21 protein-coding genes are annotated in these 23,145 nt (G+C 49.1%); 6 read left to right on the plus strand and 15 right to left on the minus strand.

Annotation, left to right across the window (positions count from 1 at the left end; translation table 11 throughout):
• Positions 1–64 precede the first annotated feature (64 nt).
• Positions 65–2,026, plus strand: a complete 1,962-nt coding sequence (locus tag ACG1BZ_RS22585) for an alpha/beta hydrolase family protein (protein ID WP_413663782.1) — start codon at positions 65–67, stop codon at positions 2,024–2,026.
• Between the two features lie 538 nt (positions 2,027–2,564).
• Here ACG1BZ_RS22585 and metF read toward each other — a convergent pair.
• The 4 genes from metF to ACG1BZ_RS22605 form a co-directional block, all read right to left on the minus strand.
• Positions 2,565–3,404: a methylenetetrahydrofolate reductase [NAD(P)H] gene (gene metF / locus ACG1BZ_RS22590; protein WP_413663783.1), complete on the minus strand. Its 840-nt coding sequence runs from the start codon at positions 3,402–3,404 to the stop codon at positions 2,565–2,567.
• Positions 3,405–3,468: 64 nt separating this feature from the next.
• Positions 3,469–4,845 (minus strand): adenosylhomocysteinase, encoded by a 1,377-nt coding sequence (gene ahcY / locus ACG1BZ_RS22595; protein WP_369974263.1) that lies wholly within the window; start codon positions 4,843–4,845, stop codon positions 3,469–3,471.
• A gap of 107 nt (positions 4,846–4,952) precedes the next feature.
• On the minus strand, positions 4,953–6,173 hold the full coding sequence (metK, locus tag ACG1BZ_RS22600; protein WP_282930687.1) for a methionine adenosyltransferase: 1,221 nt from the start codon (positions 6,171–6,173) through the stop codon (positions 4,953–4,955).
• A gap of 72 nt (positions 6,174–6,245) precedes the next feature.
• Positions 6,246–7,202 (minus strand): metalloregulator ArsR/SmtB family transcription factor, encoded by a 957-nt coding sequence (locus ACG1BZ_RS22605; protein WP_108734975.1) that lies wholly within the window; start codon positions 7,200–7,202, stop codon positions 6,246–6,248.
• A 259-nt stretch (positions 7,203–7,461) separates the two neighbouring features.
• Between ACG1BZ_RS22605 and tkt the strand changes: the two genes are divergently transcribed.
• Together tkt and gap are read left to right on the plus strand one after the other, a co-directional pair.
• Positions 7,462–9,462, plus strand: a complete 2,001-nt coding sequence (tkt, locus tag ACG1BZ_RS22610) for a transketolase (RefSeq protein ID WP_413663784.1) — start codon at positions 7,462–7,464, stop codon at positions 9,460–9,462.
• Between the two features lie 109 nt (positions 9,463–9,571).
• Entirely contained in the window at positions 9,572–10,582 is a 1,011-nt protein-coding gene (gene gap / locus ACG1BZ_RS22615; protein WP_413663785.1) for a type I glyceraldehyde-3-phosphate dehydrogenase, read from the plus strand.
• A gap of 125 nt (positions 10,583–10,707) precedes the next feature.
• Here the strand turns inward: gap and ACG1BZ_RS22620 are convergent, their stop codons facing one another.
• Together ACG1BZ_RS22620 and ACG1BZ_RS22625 are read right to left on the minus strand one after the other, a co-directional pair.
• Positions 10,708–12,693 (minus strand): hypothetical protein, encoded by a 1,986-nt coding sequence (locus ACG1BZ_RS22620; protein WP_413663786.1) that lies wholly within the window; start codon positions 12,691–12,693, stop codon positions 10,708–10,710.
• A gap of 293 nt (positions 12,694–12,986) precedes the next feature.
• Entirely contained in the window at positions 12,987–14,135 is a 1,149-nt protein-coding gene (locus ACG1BZ_RS22625; RefSeq protein ID WP_413663787.1) for an aminopeptidase, read from the minus strand.
• Positions 14,136–14,206: 71 nt separating this feature from the next.
• Between ACG1BZ_RS22625 and ACG1BZ_RS22630 the strand changes: the two genes are divergently transcribed.
• Positions 14,207–14,440: a hypothetical protein gene (locus ACG1BZ_RS22630; protein WP_413663788.1), complete on the plus strand. Its 234-nt coding sequence runs from the start codon at positions 14,207–14,209 to the stop codon at positions 14,438–14,440.
• A 110-nt stretch (positions 14,441–14,550) separates the two neighbouring features.
• Positions 14,551–14,724, plus strand: a complete 174-nt coding sequence (locus ACG1BZ_RS22635; RefSeq protein WP_282930681.1) for a DUF3149 domain-containing protein — start codon at positions 14,551–14,553, stop codon at positions 14,722–14,724.
• Positions 14,725–15,035: 311 nt separating this feature from the next.
• On the opposite strand, the gene tatC is transcribed toward ACG1BZ_RS22635, so the two are convergent.
• The 8 genes from tatC to ubiE form a co-directional block, all read right to left on the minus strand.
• Entirely contained in the window at positions 15,036–15,785 is a 750-nt protein-coding gene (gene tatC, locus ACG1BZ_RS22640) for a twin-arginine translocase subunit TatC (RefSeq protein ID WP_413663789.1), read from the minus strand.
• Complete coding sequence (gene tatB, locus ACG1BZ_RS22645) at positions 15,782–16,375, minus strand: Sec-independent protein translocase protein TatB (protein ID WP_282930679.1); 594 nt, start codon at positions 16,373–16,375, stop codon at positions 15,782–15,784. Before tatB ends, tatC begins: the two co-directional genes overlap by 4 nt.
• Before the next feature lie 29 nt (positions 16,376–16,404).
• Complete coding sequence (gene tatA, locus ACG1BZ_RS22650) at positions 16,405–16,668, minus strand: Sec-independent protein translocase subunit TatA (protein ID WP_282930678.1); 264 nt, start codon at positions 16,666–16,668, stop codon at positions 16,405–16,407.
• Positions 16,669–16,756: 88 nt separating this feature from the next.
• Entirely contained in the window at positions 16,757–17,089 is a 333-nt protein-coding gene (locus tag ACG1BZ_RS22655; protein WP_282930677.1) for a phosphoribosyl-ATP diphosphatase, read from the minus strand.
• 7 nt (positions 17,090–17,096) lie between these two features.
• Positions 17,097–17,489, minus strand: coding sequence for a phosphoribosyl-AMP cyclohydrolase (hisI, locus tag ACG1BZ_RS22660; RefSeq protein ID WP_282934621.1), 393 nt, complete (start codon positions 17,487–17,489; stop codon positions 17,097–17,099).
• Positions 17,490–17,540: 51 nt separating this feature from the next.
• Positions 17,541–19,151 carry a ubiquinone biosynthesis regulatory protein kinase UbiB gene (ubiB, locus tag ACG1BZ_RS22665; RefSeq protein ID WP_413663790.1) on the minus strand — a complete coding sequence of 537 codons (1,611 nt, stop codon included), beginning with the start codon at positions 19,149–19,151 and terminating at the stop codon, positions 17,541–17,543.
• Between the two features lie 2 nt (positions 19,152–19,153).
• Positions 19,154–19,783, minus strand: coding sequence for an SCP2 domain-containing protein (locus ACG1BZ_RS22670; RefSeq protein WP_413663791.1), 630 nt, complete (start codon positions 19,781–19,783; stop codon positions 19,154–19,156).
• A 55-nt stretch (positions 19,784–19,838) separates the two neighbouring features.
• Complete coding sequence (gene ubiE, locus ACG1BZ_RS22675; RefSeq protein WP_413663792.1) at positions 19,839–20,588, minus strand: bifunctional demethylmenaquinone methyltransferase/2-methoxy-6-polyprenyl-1,4-benzoquinol methylase UbiE; 750 nt, start codon at positions 20,586–20,588, stop codon at positions 19,839–19,841.
• A 123-nt stretch (positions 20,589–20,711) separates the two neighbouring features.
• Between ubiE and ACG1BZ_RS22680 the strand changes: the two genes are divergently transcribed.
• A complete protein-coding gene (locus ACG1BZ_RS22680) occupies positions 20,712–21,524 on the plus strand; it encodes a CHAD domain-containing protein (RefSeq protein WP_413663793.1) in 813 nt (270 codons plus the stop codon).
• A 55-nt stretch (positions 21,525–21,579) separates the two neighbouring features.
• On the opposite strand, the gene ACG1BZ_RS22685 is transcribed toward ACG1BZ_RS22680, so the two are convergent.
• Positions 21,580–23,142 carry an alkaline phosphatase gene (locus tag ACG1BZ_RS22685; protein ID WP_413663794.1) on the minus strand — a complete coding sequence of 521 codons (1,563 nt, stop codon included), beginning with the start codon at positions 23,140–23,142 and terminating at the stop codon, positions 21,580–21,582.
• Between the last annotated feature and the right edge of the window lie 3 nt (positions 23,143–23,145).

Below are 23,145 nucleotides of genomic sequence, written 5' to 3' on the forward strand. Positions count from 1 at the left end.
TTTGCTTTAGTTTTTTAGGCCCGCTATGCGGGCCTTTTTTATTTGTATTTCGAGTAAACACCAGATGAATAAACTTAATTACAATATTTGTATATATTTCTCACTACTAACAACACTCTTATTTTCATCGGTCTCTCAGGCCAACTCCCCCTACCCTCTAGAGTATTGGGCACTTCGAGATGTAATAAGAAATGTAGAAATATCTCCTGACGGAAAGCACCTGGCATTAATTAAAATACCAACTAAGGACGGATCTCCAATAATTGAAATCTATGATACAAATTCAATGGAGAAAACGCCCTATAGAGTCAATTCTGATCCAATGGAAATCACACGATTCTATTGGGCCTCAAATGACGTAATAATCATGAACCTCCGACAACAAGTCAGAAAAAAAATCGATGGATTTAACCAGGGGGTCTATGAAGGAATTATTGCATCTCTGGATATTAAAAAGAAAAAATTAAAAAAATATGATCACATGGGGGCAAGAGTAGAGCATCTACTACCAGAAAAGAAAAATAAAATTATATATTCATTTTTTCCGGGCGGGGATAACAATAAGATAAAAGAGGCATTTAGACCACAAACATATTATGAATTAGACCTGAAAACTGGAAGTAAAAAACTAATTTTGCGCGGAAAGCTTGCTCTAGGGGCGGTAGAATTTGATGGGAAGGGAAATCCCTGGCTAGCTAGGGGTTTTGATATTTCTGAGGGTGAATATGTTTGGTATGAAAGAGTAACAAATAAAAAAGAATGGCAAGAAATTTATAGGCTTAGTGAAGACAGTTTTGAGACATTTGAAGTAAATGGCTTCGACGAAAAAAATCCAGAAATTTTTTTCGTAAGAGCAAATAACGGAAAAGATAAAGTAGGCCTTTGGGAATTCAATATTGCCAAAAAGAAATTTTCTGAAGCAATATACTTAAGAAACGATGTAGATATTGCTGGAGTTACTTACCATAGTAATAAATGGACAAATCCAGATACTATAGCGGGTGTATATTACTATAAAGATGGGGTGAAAACTGAATATTTAGACCCCATCAGTTCTGCAATGGCCAACCAAATACAAGGAGTTATACCTAATTCAGAATTCACAAGAATAACTAGCAGAGATCGATCCGGAAACTCTCTGATTATTACAAACACTGGTTCTCATGATCCCGGTTCATTCTATTTATTACATAAAGGAAAACTGAGAAAAATTGGTAGCCGCCAACCTCTACTCGAAGCAGACCAGCTTTCAGAAGTACGTTATATTGAGTATAAATCCCGTGATGGTAAAAATATACCTGCATACCTGACCATACCAAATGGAGAACCTCCTTTCCCTGCTGTCGTAATGCCACATGGAGGACCTTTTGTATCCGAAGTGGTAATTTATGACGAGTGGGCGCAAATGTTGGCTAACAACGGCTACTTAGTGCTCCAACCACAATACCGAGGCTCAATGGGGTATGGAATGGAGCACTACAAATCTGCATTTAAGGATGGCGGTCAGGGTGGCCACAAAATGCAGGATGACAAAGATGATGGGATGCTCTATTTAGTCGATGAAGGACTTGCAGACCCTAAACGAATGGCAATTTTTGGTTGGTCATATGGTGGTTATGCAGCTCTTATTGCTGCGAGTAGAGAGGATCAAATATACCAGTGTGCCATTGCTGGAGCAGCAGTTTCAGACCCTCAAATGCAAGTGAATTACTATCGCTATCGTATGCGAGGAGCTCAGAAAGAGGAACAGCTCACCATGTGGGGAGATAGTATATCCCCGATAGAACACGCTGCCGATGTAAATATTCCCTTGCTAATTATTCATGGAAGTGTAGATCAGCGCGTACCATTGATTCATGCAGAGAAGTATAGAAAGGCCCTAGATAAGCACGAAAAAGATTATAAGTACCTTGTACTAGAAGGTGCCGATCATTTCTCAAATACACTTTTCTTTAACCATCAAAAAGATCTTTTTGAGTCAATGATTAGCTACTTAAATGAGGATTGTAATTTAGCAAAAAAATAAATTCGTAGATACGAGGCCACTCATTATCTAGTGGCCTCCTCTTTTTTAGATATACGAAACCGATCTCATTACAATTGATGATAAAGCCTAGTCTCAAATAATTAAATTCTTTTAAGTCGAAAAGATAAAATCCATCATTGCACAATAGCTGGAGCAGCTGTTCCAGCCACCTTAATGCAAATGAACTAATATCGCTATCGTATACGTACGAAATGTGGGTAGACTGCATTTCGCTACTGGAACATGCAAAATATGTAAACATCCCACTTCTACTAATCCATTTCTGTGTAGACCAGTACGCGCCACCAATTCACGCGAAAAATACCGCAAGGCGCTAGAAAAATATATAGTAAAGACTCAAAATATATTGAACAAGATGGTGCAGATCGCTTTCAGATACTTTTTTCTTCGAGCATCAAAATAAACTGTTTGAGTCAATGATCTCTTACTTTAAGGATAAATAAGGCCCTCAAGACCTCTAGTATTTTGATAGTTTTTTAGATTTTTGCCCGAATTTTATCGGGCCTAAATCTATATTTTATTCTAAAGAAATGCTCAACGCCCTTAAAATTTCAGCGCTCATACCAGCCTGATTCATGGTATAGAAGTGCAGGCCTGGCGCTCCTCCCTCTAACAAAGTTTCGCAGAGATCAGTCACTACTTCCAATCCAAGCTTTCGAATATCATCAGAATTACGATAGCTTTCCATACGTTTAACCAACCATCTTGGGATTTCTGCACCACAATTGCGAGAGAAACGCACAAGGTTAGCAAAATTAGCTATAGGCATAATACCGGGGTAAATAGGCGCGTCTATGCCAGCCTTCTCACACTGATCAATGAAATAAAAATAAGAATCTGGATTATAGAAATACTGGGTAAGAGCACTATTGGCCCCCGCCTCGAACTTGCCTTTAAGATAACGTATATCATCATCATAGCTGTTCGACTCAGGGTGTATCTCAGGGTATGCAGCTACTTCAAGATGAAATTGATCACCAGTATGTCGGCGAATAAAAGCGACTAATTCATTCGCATAAACCAGTTGCGCCACCGCCCCCATGCCCGATGGCATATCACCACGCAGTGCAACTATTCGATTAATTCCCGCCTCTTCATATTCATTTAACAAACCCAGTATGGTCTCTTCATTGTCACCACCAAACGATAAATGAGGGGCAATGGAAATACCATCACGTCGCATATTGGTCACAATACTCGACGTTGTATCTCTCGTGGTGCCACCAGCACCATAGGTAACAGAAAAAAATTCAGGATTAAATGCCTGGAGCGCTTCGCGAGTTTTGTATAGCTTCTCGCGACCCTCTGGCGTTTTTGGAGGGAAAAATTCGAAACTTATGCGAATGGAGTCTTTCATTATATTTCTCCAACCCCGCACAATTCAGGTGCCGGCGATACCGGCACCTTTTAGTTAGGGGTGATTAGTACTTATAACTTTCAGGTTTGAACGGACCTTCAACTGAAACACCGATATAGTTAGCTTGTTGCTCGGTCATACGGGTAATAACACCACTAAAACCCTCAACCATATAGCGTGCAACTTCTTCATCCAGGTGCTTAGGCAGCACTTTTACATACAGCGCTGAAGTTTTTTGATCTGCCGGTAAGTCAGCAAACTTTTCTTTGAACAAATGGATCTGGGCGAGAACCTGGTTGGCAAAAGAGCCATCCATGATGCGACTCGGATGGCCAGTAGCGTTGCCGAGGTTTACCAGGCGGCCTTCAGACAGCAGCAGCAAGTGATCATTGGTTTCGCTATTGCGAACCACCTTATGTACCTGCGGCTTAACTTCCTGCCACTCCCAGTTTTCACGCATAAAGGCGGTGTCGATTTCATTATCGAAGTGACCAATATTACAAACCACCGCGCCACTCTTCAGGGCGGAAAGCATGTGGGCATCGCAAACGTTTACGTTGCCAGTTGTAGTAACGATCAGGTCTGTATTGGCCAGCAGCTGTTTGTTAATACCCTCAGCGGTACCAGTATTAACGCCGTCGATGTAGGGGGAAACCAGCTCGAAGCCGTCCATACAAGCCTGCATCGCACAGATCGGGTCCACTTCAGAAACTCGTACGATCATGCCTTCCTGGCGCAGGGATGCTGCGGAACCTTTACCTACGTCGCCGTAACCAATAACCAGCGCTCGCTTACCAGAGAGCAAGTGGTCAGTGGCGCGCTTGATGGCGTCGTTGAGACTGTGGCGACAGCCATATTTGTTGTCGTTCTTGCTCTTGGTCACAGCGTCATTGACGTTGATCGCAGGAATCTTCAGGGTGCCTTCGCGCAGCATATCCTGCAGGCGGTGTACGCCAGTGGTGGTCTCTTCACTCACACCGTGGCAAGCATCGAGAAGTTGCGGGTATTCGCGGTGCAGCAATTCGGTGAGGTCGCCACCGTCATCCAAAATAATATTGGGTTGCCAGCCGGCAACATCGGCACCAATAGTGCGCTCAAGGCACCACTCGTATTCTTCTTCAGTTTCACCTTTCCAGGCAAATACGGGGATTCCGCGCGCAGCAATGGCAGCAGCGGCGTGGTCCTGGGTGGAGAAAATATTACAGGAGGACCAGCGAACTTCAGCCCCCAGTGCGACCAGAGTTTCAATCAGCACTGCAGTCTGGATTGTCATGTGGATACAGCCCATGATACGGGCACCCGCCAGCGGCTGCTCTGCGCGGTATTTCTCACGCAGGGTCATCAGTGCCGGCATTTCACCTTCTGCAATTTCAATTTCACGGCGCCCCCACTCGGCCAGGGAAATGTCTGCGATTTTGTAATCTTTAAATTCAGTGCTCATTTGATTCATCGTTTTTGAGTCCAAAAATTATCTGCTTGCCGAGTGGTACCCAGCATATTTTGTGTGCCCGCGCTTTTGGCGCAGGCATGAATATTTATTTCTGAAACTTAGAGGCCGGCTTGGGAGCGAAGCGCATCCGCCTTGTCGGTTTTTTCCCATGGGAAAGCAGTAAAGCTCTCACTGCGTTCCTGGCCATTGCTGTCGATCCAGTTGTAAGTGTGGGTAAACGGATCGCGACCAAAGTGACCATAAGCTGCGGTCAACTGATACATCGGGTGCAACAGGTCGAGGGATTTGGAGATGGCGTAAGGACGCAGGTCAAAGTTTTCACGCACCAGCTCTACCAGCTTATCCTCTGGTACCAAACCGGTTCCAAAAGTATTAATTGCTACGGAAGTCGGCTCGGCGACACCGATGGCGTAGGAAACCTGAATCTCACAGCGCTTGGCCAAGCCTGCAGCGACAATGTTCTTAGCCACATAGCGACCTGCGTAAGCGGCAGAGCGGTCAACCTTAGAGGGGTCCTTACCGGAAAACGCACCGCCGCCATGGCGAGCGGAGCCACCGTAAGTATCGACGATAATCTTGCGCCCGGTGAGACCGCAGTCCCCAACTGGCCCGCCAATAACAAAGTTGCCCGTCGGGTTGATATGGAACTTGGTGTCTTTATGCAGCCATTCCAGCGGCAAGGTGTTGTGAACAATCAGCTCCATCACTGCATCGCGCAGATCTTTTTGGCTGACATCCGGGTTGTGCTGGGTTGAAAGAACAACCGCATCGATCGCGCAGGGGCGGCCCTGTTCGTCGTAACGGAAGGTCAGCTGGCTTTTTGCATCAGGACGCAACCAAGGGAGCAGACCGGATTTACGCACTTCAGCCTGGCGCTCAACCAGACGGTGGGAATAGTAGATCGGCGCAGGCATAAAGGTGGGAGTTTCATTGGTCGCATAACCAAACATTAACCCCTGGTCCCCAGCACCCTGGTCTTCCGGCTTAGCGCGGTCTACACCCTGTGCGATATCCACAGATTGTTTACCGATTACATTGATAACACCACAGGTCTCGCCGTCATAACCCACGTCAGAAGAGGTGTAGCCAATATCGGTAATCACTTTACGCACCAGCTCTTCCAAGTCCACCCAGGCAGAGGTGGAAATCTCGCCGGCAATAACAGCAATACCGGTTTTCACCAGGGTTTCACAGGCAACCCGCGCCTGCTTGTCACGGGCCAGTAGAGCATCCAATACAGCATCGGAAATCTGGTCGGCAATTTTATCCGGGTGCCCCTCAGATACGGATTCTGAGGTAAACAGTCTGTATTCACTCATTTTGAGGTCTCCATTGTCCCGCCGCAGCGGTTGAATATCTTTTAACTTCAGGCTGTGCCTGACAAACCCCCGTCAGGGCTTAATAAACTCTCTTATCTGGATCTGAAAGCCGTTGCGCAGGGCACTGTAAATACTGCGCCCATCTTGTAAGCCGGCAGTCGCGGCCCAGTCACTCAACTGCTCTGGAGCAAAACCCAACCATAAATCTCCGCAGGCCTCTCTGGCCCAGTCCTGGCTGTGTTCTTGCAATTCTGCAATTAAAAGCTGCCCGCCCTTTTTTAGGGCGCCGTGCAAATCGTGAAAAATTTGTGCCGGGTCAGGAGTGTGGTGCAGCACCATGTTCACCACGATGGTGTCGGCACTGGCCGGCCGTGCCGCAGCAGCGCGAGTATCGCTACAGACAAACTCGATATTTTTAATACCCTGTTCATCGGCAAAAGATTGAGCCCGCTCCAACATTGCAGAAGACAGATCCAGTGCTGTCACTGTCGCGAAACGCTGAGCCAACTCCTGTAGAAATTCACCTTCTCCAGGCCCAACTTCCAAGGCATGGCGACCAGGTTTGAGCAGCTGAGCCACCTGTGGTCCGTATACGTCATAGCTGGCAATCAATTCCTGCTGCTCGCGAAAGCGGTTGCCGTAATCGGCAAAGAAACGTCGCGATGCTTCCGCTCTCTCCTCAGAAATCCGGGATACCGCCTGCACCCGCACATCGGCCAGAGGCAAATGATCCAGGTTTGTAAATAGCTGTGCCAGCAATGGAGTAGCTGCAGTGCGCCGGTAGAAAAGGTTATTACCTTCGCGGTGCTTGTTCACCAGACCTGCCTGGGCGAGCACTTTCAAGTGATGGCTCAAAGCAGGTTGGCGCAAATCGAAGATTCGGCACAGCTCTAAAACACTGTAAGAATCCTGGCTGAGCAGGCGCAATATTTCGAGCCGCAGGGGATCTCCGGCGGCTTTCAGGGTCAAGGCCAGCTGAGGAATTGCCTCGGCTGGGCTCAGTTCGGGAGCTGGCTCATTTTCAGACATGGGGCGAAGTCTAGCAGGGGAGCACACCTATATCAAAATGTTTTGATATAGCTTTATTAAATATTTTTGATATAGATGTTAATGGCGCCGCCTGATGCATGGAATTGGAAGTTTGTTGCTGCACTCAACAACAATTCCCCCACCAAAGCTTTGCGCAGGGCCGCCCTTTACGGGAAAATACGCCACCATTTTCGTTGTTGCGGGAATCTGCCGGCAGAGCAGCGCCGCACCCTAGCCAAGAAACCAGAGAGCTCTTCTTATGTCTTCTACTCCCTCTCGCACTGAAAAGGCCAACGCCATTCGCGCCCTATCCATGGACGCGGTCCAAAAAGCCAAAAGCGGCCACCCCGGTGCGCCCATGGGTATGGCGGATATCGCCGAGGTGCTGTGGAATGACTACTTAAAGCACAACCCGGTCAACCCCAGCTGGGCCGATCGCGACCGCTTTGTACTGTCCAATGGTCACGGCTCCATGCTGCTTTATTCCCTGCTGCACCTGTCCGGCTATGATCTGCCGATTGAAGAGCTGCAGAACTTCCGCCAACTGCATTCCAAAACTCCGGGCCATCCCGAATACGGTTATGCCCCTGGTGTAGAAACCACCACCGGCCCACTGGGCCAGGGCATCACCAACGCTGTTGGTATGGCAATGGCAGAAAAGATAATGGGTGCCCAGTTCAATCGTCCCGGCTACGAGCTGGTAGACCATCACACCTATGTATTCCTGGGCGATGGCTGCCTGATGGAAGGTATCTCCCACGAAGCCTGCTCCCTGGCCGGCACTCTGGGCCTTGGCAAGCTGGTCGCCTTCTATGACGACAACGGCATCTCCATCGATGGTGAAGTGGAAGGCTGGTTCACCGACGACACGCCCAAGCGCTTTGAATCCTACGGCTGGCACGTAATCCCCAATGTGGATGGCCACGATTCTGCCGCTATCAAAGCCGCTATTGAAGAAGCGCGCTCTGTTACCGATAAGCCCACCATTATTTGCTGCAAAACCGTGATCGGCTTCGGCTCCCCGAACAAACAGGGGCGCGAAGAGTGTCACGGTGCACCGCTGGGTGACGAAGAGATCGCCCTGGTTCGCGAAACCCTCGGTTGGGCCCACGGCCCATTTGAAATCCCCGAAGATATCTACGCTGGCTGGGATGCCAAAGCCAAAGGTGAAGCCCAGGAAGACGAGTGGAAAGATATCCTCGCCGATTACCGCGAAGAGTTCCCGGAGCTGGCAGCCGAATTTGAGCGCCGTATGAGCGGTGAACTGCCTGCGGACTTCCTCAGCAAAGCAGATGAGTACATCAAAGCTTGCCAGGAAAGTGCAGAGAAGATCGCCTCTCGCAAAGCCAGCCAAAACGCTCTCAACGCCTACGGCCCGCTGCTGCCCGAATTCCTCGGCGGCTCCGCCGACCTGGCTGGCTCCAACCTCACTATCTGGTCAGGCTCCAAAGGTGTCAGCGCCGAGGATGCCTCCGGCAACTACATCTATTACGGTGTGCGCGAATTCGGTATGAGCGCCATTATGAATGGTATCGCTCTGCACGGTGGTTTCGTGCCCTACGGCGCTACCTTCCTGATGTTTATGGAATACGCCCGCAACGCTGTGCGCATGGCCGCACTGATGAAGCAGCGTGTGGTCTTTGTCTACACCCACGACTCTATTGGCCTGGGAGAAGACGGCCCGACTCACCAGCCGGTAGAACAGCTCAGCGCCTTGCGCGCCACTCCAAACCTGCACACCTGGCGCCCCTGTGACGCCACTGAATCCGCAGTGAGCTGGAAGATGGCTATCGCGCGCAAAGAGGGCCCCAGCACCATGGTCTTTAGCCGCCAGGGCCTGGCTCCTCAAGATCGCGACAGCGCACAGCTGGCTCAGATTGAGCGCGGTGGATACGTACTGTCCGACTGCGAAGGTGCTCCTGAAGCCATTATTATTGCCACTGGCTCCGAGGTAGAGCTGGCGATGGCGGCCCAGGAGAAACTGGTTGGCAAGAAAGTTCGCGTTGTTTCCATGCCCTGTGCCGAGTTGTTTATGGAGCAGGAAGAGGCTTATCGTGAGTCAGTACTGCCTTCTTCGGTACGTGCACGAGTAGCGGTAGAAGCGAGCCACAAAGACTACTGGTATAAGTTTGTCGGTTTCGATGGCGCTATTATCGGTATGGAAACCTTTGGCGAATCTGCCCCTGCCGGCGACTTGATGCGCTACTTTGGTTTCACTGTGGACAATGTGGCTGAAGCGGTAGAAAAACTGCTGAAGTAATACTGTTCTCTCCACTGAATATCGTTTAGGTATCAACCCCGCGCGGCACTGACTCAGCGCCGCGCGGAGACGCTTAGCTGACATTTTTTCTCCTGCCTAAAGTTGTGCTATGACCACTAGAATTGCCATCAATGGCTACGGCCGTATCGGCCGCTCCGTTTTACGCGCACTCTATGAGTCTGGCGCCCGCGATAACTTACAAATAGTCGCCATCAATGAACTGGCTGACTGCGACACCATTGCACACCTGACAAAATACGATTCTGTCCACGGCCGCTTCTCAGGCGAAGTTTCCGTGCATAAAGATGTCCTTGTGGTTAACGGAGATTCTATTGCCGTAACTCATTGCGAGCAGTTAGAAGACCTGGATTGGCGACGGGATCAAGTAGATATCGTTCTGGAATGCACCGGCAGCTTTAAACAGCGACGTAACGCAGAGTTGCACCTTGCCGCCGGAGCCAAAAAAGTATTGTTTTCACAACCTGCCAGCCGGGATGTCGATGCCACCATTGTTTACGGGGTTAACGACCATATTTTAACCGGCAAAGAGCAAATAATTTCTGCAGCCTCCTGTACAACTAATTGCAGCGTGCCAGTTATCGCCGCTCTGGATAAGGCCTTCGGAATAGAAGCTGGAGTTATTACTACTATCCATTCAGCGATGAACGACCAGCCAGTAAGTGATGCCTATCATCATACTGATCTGAGAAAGACGCGTTCAGCAGTAAGCTCAGTTATTCCTGTTGATACGGCCTTGGCCCGGGGTATTGAGAGAATATTACCTAATTTAGCAGACAAGTTTGAGGCACAAGCCCTGCGAGTGCCCACAGTCAACGTTTCCGCGATTGATTTATCAGTCTCACTACAAAAAGAAGTTAGCCGGGAAGATGTTAATGCCCTATTAAAATCAGTTTCTAAATCTGAATTTAATGGTGTGTTAGGTTTTACCCAAGAACCTCTCGCTTCCTGTGATTTTAATCACGATCCCCGCTCCGGCATCATTGATGCAAGCCAAACTCGTGTAGCGGGGAATCGCTTAGCCAAGATTTTGATTTGGTTTGATAATGAATGGGGATTTGCCAATCGGATGCTGGATGTGGCGAAACTGCTTTCTCACTAAACTAATTGTATAGTATCTGGGGAGATCTAATTCCTCCAAACTTAAATGCAATTAAACCAGCCCCAGAGGCGGTAACGCTAACAGCTACCGCCTGATTTTTTACATACACTTTTATTTAAAGGGCTTTATATTCCCGGAACCTCGAATGGTCTTTCGGATATTTTTTCCATCTTTGAATTATAAATATAAGCGTTTTCTACTGACAACTGCCCATTTATACTTGATATATCAGAAAAGTGCTTTAACGTTTTTTTCATATAAAACCTATTTTCACCATCAACTCGATAGAGATCCCACTTATACTCTCTAGCGAGTTGGCACTCTGAAATAGTATCAGGGTCCCATAAGCCTGGGATACAGCTCTCTGATCCTTGAGAGTAATGCCTAATGGTTAGCTCACCATTTTCCTCTAGCCTCCAGAGGCCTGGTGTTAGATTAATCTCGCTTTCGTCAAATTGCCCATCAAGATTTAAATCCAGTCCTCGTACTGTACTCACTGATCCATCGGCATTTAATTCAACCCAGTAGTGCTCTAATACGGTGAAGAAAGGCCTGCTAAGATTAGGAATATAATACATTCCGGGCACCTCTTGTCCTTCCCAACCCTCTAGCTCCTGGCCAAATAGAGAGCTGAACTTTGTTAGTTTTATTTCATAGGACTCATCCACAACAAAGACTCGATTATAATCATCGGAGTTATAATCGAAAAAAGTATAGGTAAGGGTTTTCTTATTTGTAACTTCAACCGTAAGTTGATTATGATCATTTACAAACCAAACTCCTGACAATTCAGTTTCAAATGAAGTTCCATCGATGTAGAGTTCAGGAACAATAATGTCAACCCTTCCGCCATTCTCGTAGTCACCATGAAAAGACATATCCAATACCATTACCGCATTAACTGGCGATAATTCTTTATCGGAGTCGACAATATCACTAACTGTTGATGCAATAGGCAAACTATATGTTTTCCCCAACTCAATAACATTGGATACAGCTAATTCTGCGGAAGACCTCAATGCTAAACTCATTAAAGTTTTCTCTATGAAGTAACTACCTTGATATTCTCCACCAGGGTAGTGCTCATATTGAACAGAATTAAGAATAACTGAATCGACAGAAGCCGCATTTGAAACCCAATTTAATTTGGTAACTCTGATATGAGTTTCTACAAAGGCTAAATCATACTCATGATAATAATAACTTGTAACTAGATCTGCCCCTTCAAGAACAAGTCCATCATCGGATTGTGCCCAAGTAATCATGGCACTATCCATGGCACCAATCATTTCTCCTGTTCCATCAGCTCGAAGTGTTAATTTTAAATTATCCCCCAAAAGATAATAAGTATCTTCAATACTGGATAGAATTGATGGTGAAGCGCTAACAAGATTTTGATTCTTGGAAATAGAAATTTTCGTCGATTCAAATTCTTCCAAAAAGTTTTCTTTAATTTGCGAAATATATAAAGCCATCAGACTAAAGTTTGTGGCGAACTCATATACGTCATCAAACTCATCAGGTACGGCAAATCTATCTTCCTGTGGATTATTGATCAATAAATTAATATATGCAGCTACATCAAATACTGTATAGGGATTTAGCTGTTGATATGCTGTCTCATACTGAGATTCAGATATTAACGTACCATTATTCTCAACCTCCAACAGAGCAGAGAGTGCCGTAGTAACACTGGTAATATTTACACTTAATAATTCAGAACGAACTAAAATAGCGTCATCCCCAGATTTTTCTAGCAAGCTTTCAAATGAGCCCAGCGCACTGACGAGCTTCATGCCGCTACCAGCAGGGAAAATAGCCTCAGCCTGAACAAAGGAATCAGTCTCTAACTCAGAGACCTCCAATTCTACTGTGTAATTCCCATACATATCCAAGTCAGCATTAAAAACTTCATCTTCAATTTGGAATACCACTTCCACCCCGGTATAGTCACCAACCTCAACATAACCTTGAATAGTTAAGTTCATAGTAATTTCAGGATCATCATCTATAGTGTCTTTTTTATTACTAGATGACCCGCCACTACAAGCAGAGATGCATAGGAAAACAACCAAAGGAAACAATTTATGGAATAACTTAGGGTAAATCATACTAATTTATTGACTGAGGAAGATTAATTAAGGGGGAGTCTAAAAGAAAAATGTAAATCAGATTTACACAGATGCGCTAGCATATTAAAAACCCATAGAAAAACCAACCAGCCTAACCAAAATAGAAGAGCCAGACCTCAAAAGGCAAATATCTTAATAAATTAAAAAATTTTAGATTCGCCACACCTATAAAGCCCCACTTGGTAAGCAACCCCAAGGACAACTAATTTTCAAGCAGCGAAAAATTTATTAAAAACGACCTGAATTTATAAATTTTTATAAAGTATAGAAAATCAATTTCTATAAAAATCGTTGTTGTTTATACAAGCTTCGACATCAAAAACAATTGCTTTCTTAGGTTTGTTATTTTTCTGCCTAAATTCAGTAGCCAGCCTTAACAGCTCCTGCTCTCTATCTTCCTTATCGAGCTCACCCAATCTTTCAGCTGCATTATAAAAGTCCTCCCAACCATTACTATCAATATAAAGCTGACGAAAAGCTGGAACCAAAGATTCATATTCTGCAGCCAAAGCCAAAGTAGCATTATTGGTTTTCTCTATATAGGCCTGGTAGCGCGCGGGGTAAGACCACTCTGCTGCCATACGCCAATAGCAACGCCTCAATCGACTCAGAATTTCCTCCTTTTCTTGGCGCTTTTCCTCGTCGGGCAAGTTGGATTGGTAAACTGGTTGAAGCTCTTTACGCGTCGCTGTCATTAACTGTCGTACCGCCAGTGCCTGAGCCTTAGTCTCCTCAGCAGAACTCGAGAGACCTTGGCTACGAAGCCAATCAGGTAGGGCAATTTCGGACACTGCTGTAGCAAAGCTCTCATTAAAGCGGGTATCACCCGGCACATAAACTCTTCTGTGGGCCAACTCATGAAATAAGAGTCCGGCTAGTCTCTCCGGTGTCCAATTCACAAAGCTTGATAACACAGGGTCATTAAACCAACCCAGGGTGCTGTAGGCCGGAACGGCTCCCAGGTAGACATCGTAACCCTGGTTCCGCAGGCTGTTTGCTTTGGCAATAGCCGCTGATTTGCGGAAGTAGCCCCTATAGCTAGCGCAACCGGCTATGGGGTAACACCATCGTTTGGGGCTCAGGGAAAACTCTGGTGCGGCCAAGACATTCCATATCGGGTACTCATCATCGAGCTGCACATAGGAGCTATAGGCTTGCCCCACTGGTAGTTTTAACTCCTGTGCTGCATAGGCACGGATTTCCTGAACGAGCTGTAATTGCTTCTGGAGTTGATCACTGGCATTGCCGTCTTGAACCAGCTCTTCAATCGGCTGCCGGGCAGAGAGTATCCGCAATTGACCGCTTGCAGCCTGGAAGTAATAGCCCGCAGTCTCGCACCCGTAGAGCCCTAACAATACTAATACGAGCAGCCAAACTCTGGGGCGCGCTAAAAACCTAAGATCAGAAATACTGATATACACTCTTTTTCCTATTAGTATTTTTCTTAGAGAAACCCACCAGTCAAACGATTCCATGTGCAAAAGGTTATTCCATGTCACCAGTGGCAGCCGTCTTAACAGTATTTGCCCTGGTTTTAGGTGCTGTTGCCTGGTTGCGACTGCTATTTATTGGTTTTAGTCGCGACCCCTTGTCGGGGCTGATAGCACTATTTATGCCACCTTTGGCGCTTTTGCTGCTTCTGCCTGACAGGCGAGAAAATAGTGATCTTTATTCTTTATGTGGCGCGTCCTTACTCTGCCTGCTAGCAGCCCTGACCCTGCGTTGACCAACCCGTCGTTCTTACAATAAGTCGATCCAGCTTGATTTAGGTCAAGAGATTTCCATTACAGCTCCCTAGACTGCATAGGTGAAGCATTAGCCTATTTGGAGAGAAAAATGGATGCTTTAATTGACCTGTTTACCAGCTTTTCTGGCCTTCTCAGCTTGGCCGTTATTGCCTTTATATTCCTGATGGCAGCGTTTTTCGTTCGCTTGGTTCGCAACAATGTTGAAAAAGCTGTTGCCGAGCAGGAACGCATCGCAGCACAAGCAACCGGTTCCAATAAATAACTAGGCTTCCATCGTTGTTGTAAGCAACCAAGCACAAGCTAGTTTAGCGTTTATCTCTCGACCTGGTATCTAATAGCGGGCTTTCTACAGCCGGTAGGGTGGTCAACCTCCCTGCAGCTGGGAAATAACCGTGTCATCAAGCTTCTTGTCATGGAAGAGATGGAGTTGATGCTACTGAGAAGAGAGTGCGGCGTTGTACCCGTATAGCTAGCGCTCTCAGGTGAGTAACCCTATCGAGAGCGCAACTGCAATACCTCAAGCGCTGCCTGTGAAGCTAACCGCTGAAAACCCAGTGGTGACTTTTTTATATCTCAGGTAGCAGGCTTATCTTTGGGTGAAGACTTCATCCAACGCCCAAATAAAATGCCAATCTCAAACAATAGCCACATGGGGAAGGCCAATAAGGATTGGGAAATTATATCCGGCGGTGTCAGTAGCATCCCAATTAAAAAGCATCCCACAATCACATAAGGGCGCTTACTTGCCAGGGTCTTGGCATCCACTACGCCACTCCAGATCAGTAGGACTGTCGCGATAGGAATTTCAAAAGCAAAACCAAAAGCAAAGAAAAGCTTCAGCACCAGATCCAGATAACTGCGCATATCTGGCATTACCTTAATATCTTCTGGAGCAGTTCCAACAAAGAAATCAAAAAGAAGGGGAAAGACCACAAAATACGCAAATGCAATGCCGATATAAAAAAGTGCGACGCTACTAATTAATAATGGAATAGCAATACGTTTTTCATTTTTATACAGTCCCGGGGCAATAAATGACCAAACCTGGTAAAGCACAAAAGGGATTGCAATAAAAAAAGAAACTATAAAGGTCGTTTTGAACGGAGTAAGGAACGTGGAAGTCACCTCTGTAGCGATCATTCCAACATCACCCGCCAAACGCTCCTGTAGTGGGTGGGCAATAAAATTATAAATTTCAGACGCAAACGGCATCAAGCAGACAAATAAGACCAATACGACCAAAAGGATTCGCAATAGGCGATCACGCAGTTCGATCAGGTGGTCGATAAAAGGCTGATGTTTATCTTGGGACTGATCGCTCATGACTGGCTATCTTTTTCCTGTTGCGATGTTTTCTTCTCGCCTTGTTTTTCTTCTTCATCTTCATCGATGTTTTCAGGATGGTCCGGGTTTAAATCCGGGTCCCCAAAATCATGCCAATGCTCCGGGTATTCGGGGTCCTGTAACTCCTCGGCAGTTTCATCCTGTTCTGGCAAATAATCCTCCTGCTCTGCACGAGGATGAGCAGGTTCTTCTATCGCCTTTTCAGGCTTTGGTGCCTCAGGATGATTTACTCCAGCTGCCTGTTTTTCTACTGGTGTCCCTGCAACTTGTGGTTTTTCAGGCTGATTAAGCGCGTCGTGAACTTCCTTATTGGCTTCGCTAAAGGTTTGCTCCATCTCACGACGACTCTCCTCAATCTCACGCATAATGCGCTCGTTGTGAAGTTCACGCCGTATATCATCGGCTCCAACCTCTCGCTCCAATTCTTCGCGAGCACTATGTAAGGTCCGCTTCAAACCGGACCACCAGCGGGAAGTGGTACGCACCGCATCGGGCAGTCGCTCAGGGCCAACCACCAACAGGGCCACGGCAGCAACTACCAATAGTTCTAAAAAGCCGATATCAAACACAGAGTGACGCTCGCCTTAGTCGTTGCCGATTATTTGTCCTGAGACTGTTTATCTTTATTTTTGACAGTAGTGTCTTGGCCTGGCTTCTCTTCCTCATCGTGCTTGAGACGCTCGACATCTTTGTCTTCATCAGCATCCTTGGATTTGTCTTCATCCTTAACCGCTTTGCGGAAACCCTTAATTGCGCCACCCAGATCGCCTCCGAGGTTTTTCAAACGCTTGGTTCCGAACAGTAGCAAGACTATGACCAGGACAATCAACAACTGCCAGATACTAATTCCACCGAATCCCATAATTGTCTCCATTACATTCAATAGGATGGCTTGAGTTTCTTACCGGGCACTCCCGCCATCAGGGGTGGTGCCACAAGTGATTCAAATTTTACTTAGTTCGCGCAGCTTTCTCTTCCAGGCCAGAAAGACCAAATCGGCGCCCAAGCTCTCGAACCACGTCCTGAGAATCAGCGCCCAAGTGAGATAGCATGACCAGCGAGTGAAACCATAGGTCCGCTGTCTCGGCAACCAGGTCTCGATTATCGCCACTACTCTGTGCGTCTTTTGCTGCAAGAATAGCTTCAGTGGCTTCTTCACCGACTTTTTCCAAAATCTTGTTCAGGCCTTTGCTATGTAGACTGGCCACATAGGATTCAGAAGCATCACTGCTATTTTTACGGCTTTCCAACACCGCATCGAGCTGTTGCAGCACATCTTTCATAATTGTTTCACTTATAAATGGACTTCGGGTCCTGAATCACCGGCTGATTCACCTGCCACTCTTCATCTTGAAGGAGGTGATAGAAACAACTACTGCGTCCGGTATGACAGGCGATTCCACCTTCCTGCTCGACCAACATTAATACGGTGTCCCCGTCACAATCCAGGCGCAATTCACGCACCTTCTGCAGGAAACCAGAGGTTTCTCCCTTGCGCCACAGGCCCTTGCGGGATCGGGACCAGTAGACCGCGTAACCCTCACTGGCAGTGAGCGCCAGCGATTCGCGGTTCATCCAGGCCATCATCAACACCCGCCCGGTTTTGAAATCCTGCGCAATCGCAGGAACCAGGCCATCACTGTTCCAGCTGACTTTATCGAGAAAACCGGCCTTTGCTTGAATTTGAGTCAATGTCTAACAATCCTTAGAAGTTCCAGTGTAGGCCGAAGCGCCCTAGGGCCACAGCAGCAGCACTAGTGCAGCAACGCCCAGTACCCAACCGGTCGGCGGCAACTGAGCCAGCCATTCCGGCTTACTGACAGCGACGGCGCCAACGCCCAACACAACTCCGGCGACCCGCCGAATATATTGGCGCAAGCCTCGGCGTTGCGAGCCCGCCAACTGCTCGCCAATTACCTCTAACTTGGGCGCCAGTTCCCGCGACTGCTCCAGAGCTGAGTACACCAGCTGTGGCATCTGCGGGAATTTCTCAAGCCACTCTGGACCATAGCGCTTTATCTCACCCACAATTGTTTTGGGGTGGATTCGATCGCGCATCCAGCGCTCTAAAAATGGATGAGCAGTCTTCCACAGATCCAGCTGCGGATAAAGCTGTCGACCCAAACCTTCGATATTCAACAGGGTCTTTTGTAACAGTACCAGCTGTGGCTGTACCGCCATATCGAATCGACGCGCAGTCTGGAACAGACTGATCAACACCCGAGCGAAGGAAATCTCTCCCAGGGGTTTTTCAAAAATGGGCTCACAGACCGAGCGAATAGCAGACTCAAAGGCATTGATCGGCGTATCGGAGCGAACCCAACCACTTTGCACGTGCAGCTCCGCCACCATACGGTAATCGCGGCGGAACATCGCCAGGAGATTGCGCGCCAAATAGTACTGGTCTTCCCGTGTCAGGCTGCCGACGATTGCGGTATCAATCGCAATATATTGCGGGCGCTGTGGGTGCTCCCTGGAAACGAAAATGTTGCCCGGGTGCATATCCGCATGGAAGAAGTTGTACTCGAAGACCTGCTTAAAGAAGATCTCAACACCGCGCTCAGCCAGCAGCTGCATATTGGTGTCCTGGGCGCGAAGCTGGGCCAGGTCGGTGACGGGGATACCGTCGATACGCTCCAACACCAGGACATTTTCGCGAGTGTAATCCCAGTGCACTTCGGGGATATACAACAGCGGGGAGTTGGTAAAGTTGCGGCGGAGCTGGGTGCCGTTGGCCGCTTCACGAGTTAGGTCCAGTTCACCTTCAATCGTGTGCCGATAGTCCTCAACCACCTCCACCGGGCGCATGCGGCGCCCTTCGGGCACAAAGCGTTCAATTCCACGGGCGATCACCCCCAGAAGTTTCAAGTCTTCCTGGATTACCTCATCAATGCCCGGGCGCAGTACTTTGACAACCACTGATTCGCCGCTCTTTAATTCAGCCGCATGCACCTGTGCAACTGAAGCCGCTGCCAGTGGCTGCTGATCAAATTTGGCGAAGACCTCATCCACCTTGGCACCAAGGGCCTCTTCGATCAGAGCCGTGCACTGGTCACTGGGGAAGGGCGGCACCTTGTCCTGTAAATAATCTAATTGCTCGACAATATCTGGCGGCAGCAGGTCGGGACGAGTGGAGAGAAGTTGGCCGAATTTAACGAAAATGGGGCCCAGCTCTTCCAAGGCTCGGCGCAGCCTTTCGCCCCGTGGCATCTTGGACTGCGGCAGCAACTTCACCGGAAGTAGCAATCCCCGCAACCACAGTGGGCGCTCCTCGGCTGGCAATAATTGATCGAGACGATAGCGCAGAAAAACCCGCGCGATTGTGAGACTTCGACGAACAGGCAAAACTACTCAGCCTCCCTGCGGGAAAACTTTTCTTCCAGCAAGCGTACGCGCGCCTCGAGCCGTTCAGCAGCTAGAGAGGCCTCGGCCAGGTCTTCGACAAATGCTTCGAACTGGGCCTGGGGCGGGGTCAGCTGCCACTCCTCACTGATAGCCTCCGCCGCCACTTCAGGCGCCCGATTCAGGTTGCCTCCCAACCAGCGGGCAGCATCGCGCAGGACATTGCCAATTGAGTGGGCGGGAATATCGCCAACCACTTGTGCCAGCGGCGCTTCCCAATCGATATCCAAGTCACTCAAGATCCATTGCAGTTCTGCCAGCAGGGCACTGGAGCCGCTCACTGACACCCCCAATCCGGCAGGAGTTGCATCCGGGTCTTTGATCAGGCGTACAAAAGACAGCGCTGAACCGCTTAACTGGGTGGTAACTTCCCCCTCCCAGTGCTGGCGCACCCGCACCTGGTCACCCTCGATACACAGGCAAAACTGTAGTTGCGGGGCGGTTAAATCCAGCGCCATGGTTTTCCCATCCAGTGCGGAAAGGCGCTCGCGTGTCGCCGGGTCATACTGGAGGGCAGCATTAATTGTGGTTTCCAGCGCGGCATCAAAGCCCGCGCGAAAAGTGGGGTCGCTCATGGCGGTTTACGGCCTCGTGCCTGCGCTCAGAGAAAAAATAGGCTTATGCAGTTTCTTAGGGCTTGATGCCCCGGTGCAAAGCGACAATTCCGCCGGTCATGTTGTGGAATTCACAATCGACAAAACCGGCATCCGCCATCATCCCCTTGAGGGTTTCCTGATCTGGATGCATGCGGATACTCTCCGCCAGGTAGCGATAGCTGTCCGCATCATTGGCAACCAGTTTGCCCATAAATGGCAACAGGCGGAAAGAGTACTGATCGTAGACTTTCTCCAACAGCTTCGACTGGGGCTTGGAAAACTCCAGCACTAACAATCGGCCACCGGGTTTCAACACGCGCAACATGGAGCGCAGTGCCAGGTCCTTATCGGTGACATTGCGCAGGCCGAAAGCGATCGTGATGCAATCAAAGGTATTGTCCGGGAAGGGCAGGTACTGGGCATCCGCCTGCACCGGTACCACGTTGCCGGCGATTCCCCGGTCGAGCAGGCGATCGCGACCCACTCGCAGCATCGATTCATTGATGTCCGCCAATATTACCTGGCCGCTGGCACCCACAATACGGGAGAAGCGCGCGGTGAGGTCACCGGTACCCCCGGCGATATCGAGAATACTTTGGCCCCGTCGGGCCCCGGACAATTCGATGGTGAAGCGCTTCCAGAGGCGGTGAACACCTCCAGACATCAAGTCGTTCATTACATCGTAACGGGCTGCTACAGAGTGGAACACTTCTGCCACACGACCGGCCTTTTCTTCCACCGGCACTTCCTGGTAGCCGAAGTGGGTGGTCTTGCGATCCTTCATGCTATGCCTGCTGAGCGAAAACTTTAAAAGGCCATTGTACATTGCCGGAGCCAGTGGGGCACCGCTTGAAATCAAGCAGAGCGGAAACCACTAAAATTTAGTGGGATCACCCGGGACTGTTCTATGAGCTATCAATTCCAATGTGACTCTCCTTTTCCCGAGCAAATCAAATCTATCGCCCAGGCAGAAGTAACGGCGGCAAACGGATACTTGCTCCGCAACGGAGGGGAAACTGCCGTCCACGAACTGCGCAAACGCTGCAAGAAAATTCGCGCGCTACTGCGCCTGGTCCGCCCACAAATCAGTAGCACTTTTCAGCGTGAAAATACCCACTACAGAAAATTGGCAAACACTCTCGCCCACACCCGCGACCTCACAGCACTGCGCATCGCTTTACTGGGATTGGCACCGCCACATCACTTTCACCGGTTACACCATCTCCTCGACGAACTGATCCAGGCAGAGCAAAACCACTCAGCGGTTCAAGCGGCATTGAAACTCCTCGATAAAGGTCAAATAAGAATTCCATCGTGGCCGCTTGAACAGCTCGGCTGGCATGATGCGGAAGCCGGTTACCTGCGCGGCTACCGAAAAGCCGCAAGCGCATGGCGTAAAGTGCGCAGGCACAAAAATGCAAACCGCCTGCATCTATTGCGTAAAAGAGCCAAGGATCACTGGTACCAGAGCCGCTTATTGAGGAAGCGTTATCCGCTCACTGTGGGCGAGCGCTGTAAGTCACTAAAGGAGTTGGGAGAAGTTCTGGGTAACTGGCGTGATCTCCATTTGCTGGCACGGCTGGTAATCACTCAGGGAGACAAGCTGCAAAGTGAGTTTGGCACGGTGCTAAAAATTATCCGGCACCGACAAAGCCTACTAATGAAAAAGACCGAAGCACTCTGTGGGGCGCTTTTCTCCAAGCCTCAATTCAAGATCTAACCGGGGAAAGTGTCGGTGTGGATGAACATGCCATCCACACCGACAGCTGATGGAATTACTGTTCCAATAATCCGCCAGCGCGTGCCATTACGTGAAACAGGAAGTTTTGTTCGTTGGTGCCGCTCACCAGGTGCGCACCCGGTCCGCGCGCCCAAACACCCACATCCTCACCGGCGTGGGATTCACTGCTCATGGGAATCAGGGCATCCTGCTGGTAATCCAGGGCGGCAGTGTCTGTGCTCACCAGGCTCGGACGCGCTCCGCTATCACCGGCACTGTAGCCCGGGCCATTGGCATAGCTCAGAGTCGTGTAGGGCAGGCCATCTTCCGCCAGGGCATGAGAGGTTTCCGCTTCGCCATGGCCGTCATTGCCAATCACTTTTCCGAGAATGGGGTTACCGCGAGTGGGGTAGCCGGCGATAGTCATCACGTGGCTGTGGTCCGCAGTAACAACAATCAGGGTGTCTTCTGCACTGGTATTATCCATGGCGTACTGAATCGCTTCTGCAAATTCCACCGCATCGGTCAGGGCGCGATAGGCGTTGCCGGCGTGGTGACCGTGGTCGATACGACCGGATTCCACCATCAGGAAGTAGCCGCCCTCATTTTTCTGCAGCATCTCGAGACCTTTGGCGGTCATCTCTGACAGGGAGGGCTCACCGGCTTTGTCGTCCTCGCGAACAGCCTCGAATTCCATATGTGAGGAATTAAACAGGCCGAACAACTTGTCAGTTGCAGAAGCGTCTACGGCTTCAAAAGCAGTGGTGTCTTCAACGTAAGCAATATTATTTACACCGTCGTCGTAACGGGCCTTCCATTCATCCACCAGGTTGCGCCCATCTTCACGGCGCCCCGCTTCACCTTCGATATCGGTAATATCGCTGGGCAGGAAGTTGCGACGGCCACCGCCCATCACCACATCGATACCATCACCGGCTTCAAGCTCAATCAGTTGAGCGGCGATATCGGTGCAGCCATCCGGGGCTGCTTCTTCCCAGCCGCGCTCAGGCACCTTGGCATAAGTAGCCGCCGGAGTGGCGTGGGTGATACGCGCGGTGCTGATAATACCGGTGCTCTTGCCCAGGTCTTCAGCCAGCTCAATTGCCGTCGTCAGCGGGTACTCGAGGCTGGCAGCACAATCGCCGCGCGCAACATTTTCGGCAACACTCAATACACCGGCCTTGGTTTTAACACCGGTTACCAGCGCGGTCATGGTGCCGGCAGAGTCCGGGGTTTGCTGGTTGGTGTTGTAGGTTTTAACCAGACCGGCAAATGGCATCTTCTCAAAGCTCAGCTGGTATTCCTCACCATCGAGGCCCTGCTGCTGACCCGCCAGGATACGGGCGGCGGTCACTGTGGAGATACCCATACCATCGCCAACGAACAGGATAATGTTCTTGGCGGCACCGGGGGTGTTGTTGATTTCTACAGCGCTCGCTTCTTCGATCGCCTGCTGGGCTTCCTGGAACCAGCTGCTGTTGCTCTGCGCAGAGGAAACACCGACATGCTCCTCTTCGGGTAATTCCACTACGCCGTCAGAGTTTGAGTTGTCGTCGCTACAGGCGGTGGCCAGTAGGGCGACAGAGAAAGCCAGTACTGTTTTCTTAAAATGTCTCATGGT

The organism is Microbulbifer sp. CNSA002, assembly GCF_047324085.1.
In the GTDB taxonomy this organism is placed as follows: Bacteria; Pseudomonadota; Gammaproteobacteria; order Pseudomonadales; family Cellvibrionaceae; genus Microbulbifer.

Coding starts and splice junctions, on each gene's coding strand:
- tkt (WP_413663784.1), top strand. CDS start 7,462: ATGTCTTCTACTCCCTCTCGCACTGAAAAGGCCAACGCCATTCGCGCC.
- ACG1BZ_RS22685 (WP_413663794.1), bottom strand. CDS start 23,142: ATGAGACATTTTAAGAAAACAGTACTGGCTTTCTCTGTCGCCCTACTG.
- ACG1BZ_RS22585 (WP_413663782.1), top strand. CDS start 65: ATGAATAAACTTAATTACAATATTTGTATATATTTCTCACTACTAACA.
- tatA (WP_282930678.1), bottom strand. CDS start 16,668: ATGGGATTCGGTGGAATTAGTATCTGGCAGTTGTTGATTGTCCTGGTC.
- ACG1BZ_RS22605 (WP_108734975.1), bottom strand. CDS start 7,202: ATGTCTGAAAATGAGCCAGCTCCCGAACTGAGCCCAGCCGAGGCAATT.
- ACG1BZ_RS22620 (WP_413663786.1), bottom strand. CDS start 12,693: ATGATTTACCCTAAGTTATTCCATAAATTGTTTCCTTTGGTTGTTTTC.
- ACG1BZ_RS22655 (WP_282930677.1), bottom strand. CDS start 17,089: ATGAAAGATGTGCTGCAACAGCTCGATGCGGTGTTGGAAAGCCGTAAA.
- metK (WP_282930687.1), bottom strand. CDS start 6,173: ATGAGTGAATACAGACTGTTTACCTCAGAATCCGTATCTGAGGGGCAC.
- gap (WP_413663785.1), top strand. CDS start 9,572: ATGACCACTAGAATTGCCATCAATGGCTACGGCCGTATCGGCCGCTCC.
- ACG1BZ_RS22680 (WP_413663793.1), top strand. CDS start 20,712: ATGAGCTATCAATTCCAATGTGACTCTCCTTTTCCCGAGCAAATCAAA.
- ACG1BZ_RS22630 (WP_413663788.1), top strand. CDS start 14,207: ATGTCACCAGTGGCAGCCGTCTTAACAGTATTTGCCCTGGTTTTAGGT.
- ahcY (WP_369974263.1), bottom strand. CDS start 4,845: ATGAGCACTGAATTTAAAGATTACAAAATCGCAGACATTTCCCTGGCC.
- ubiE (WP_413663792.1), bottom strand. CDS start 20,588: ATGAAGGATCGCAAGACCACCCACTTCGGCTACCAGGAAGTGCCGGTG.
- metF (WP_413663783.1), bottom strand. CDS start 3,404: ATGAAAGACTCCATTCGCATAAGTTTCGAATTTTTCCCTCCAAAAACG.
- tatC (WP_413663789.1), bottom strand. CDS start 15,785: ATGAGCGATCAGTCCCAAGATAAACATCAGCCTTTTATCGACCACCTG.
- ACG1BZ_RS22635 (WP_282930681.1), top strand. CDS start 14,551: ATGGATGCTTTAATTGACCTGTTTACCAGCTTTTCTGGCCTTCTCAGC.
- ACG1BZ_RS22670 (WP_413663791.1), bottom strand. CDS start 19,783: ATGAGCGACCCCACTTTTCGCGCGGGCTTTGATGCCGCGCTGGAAACC.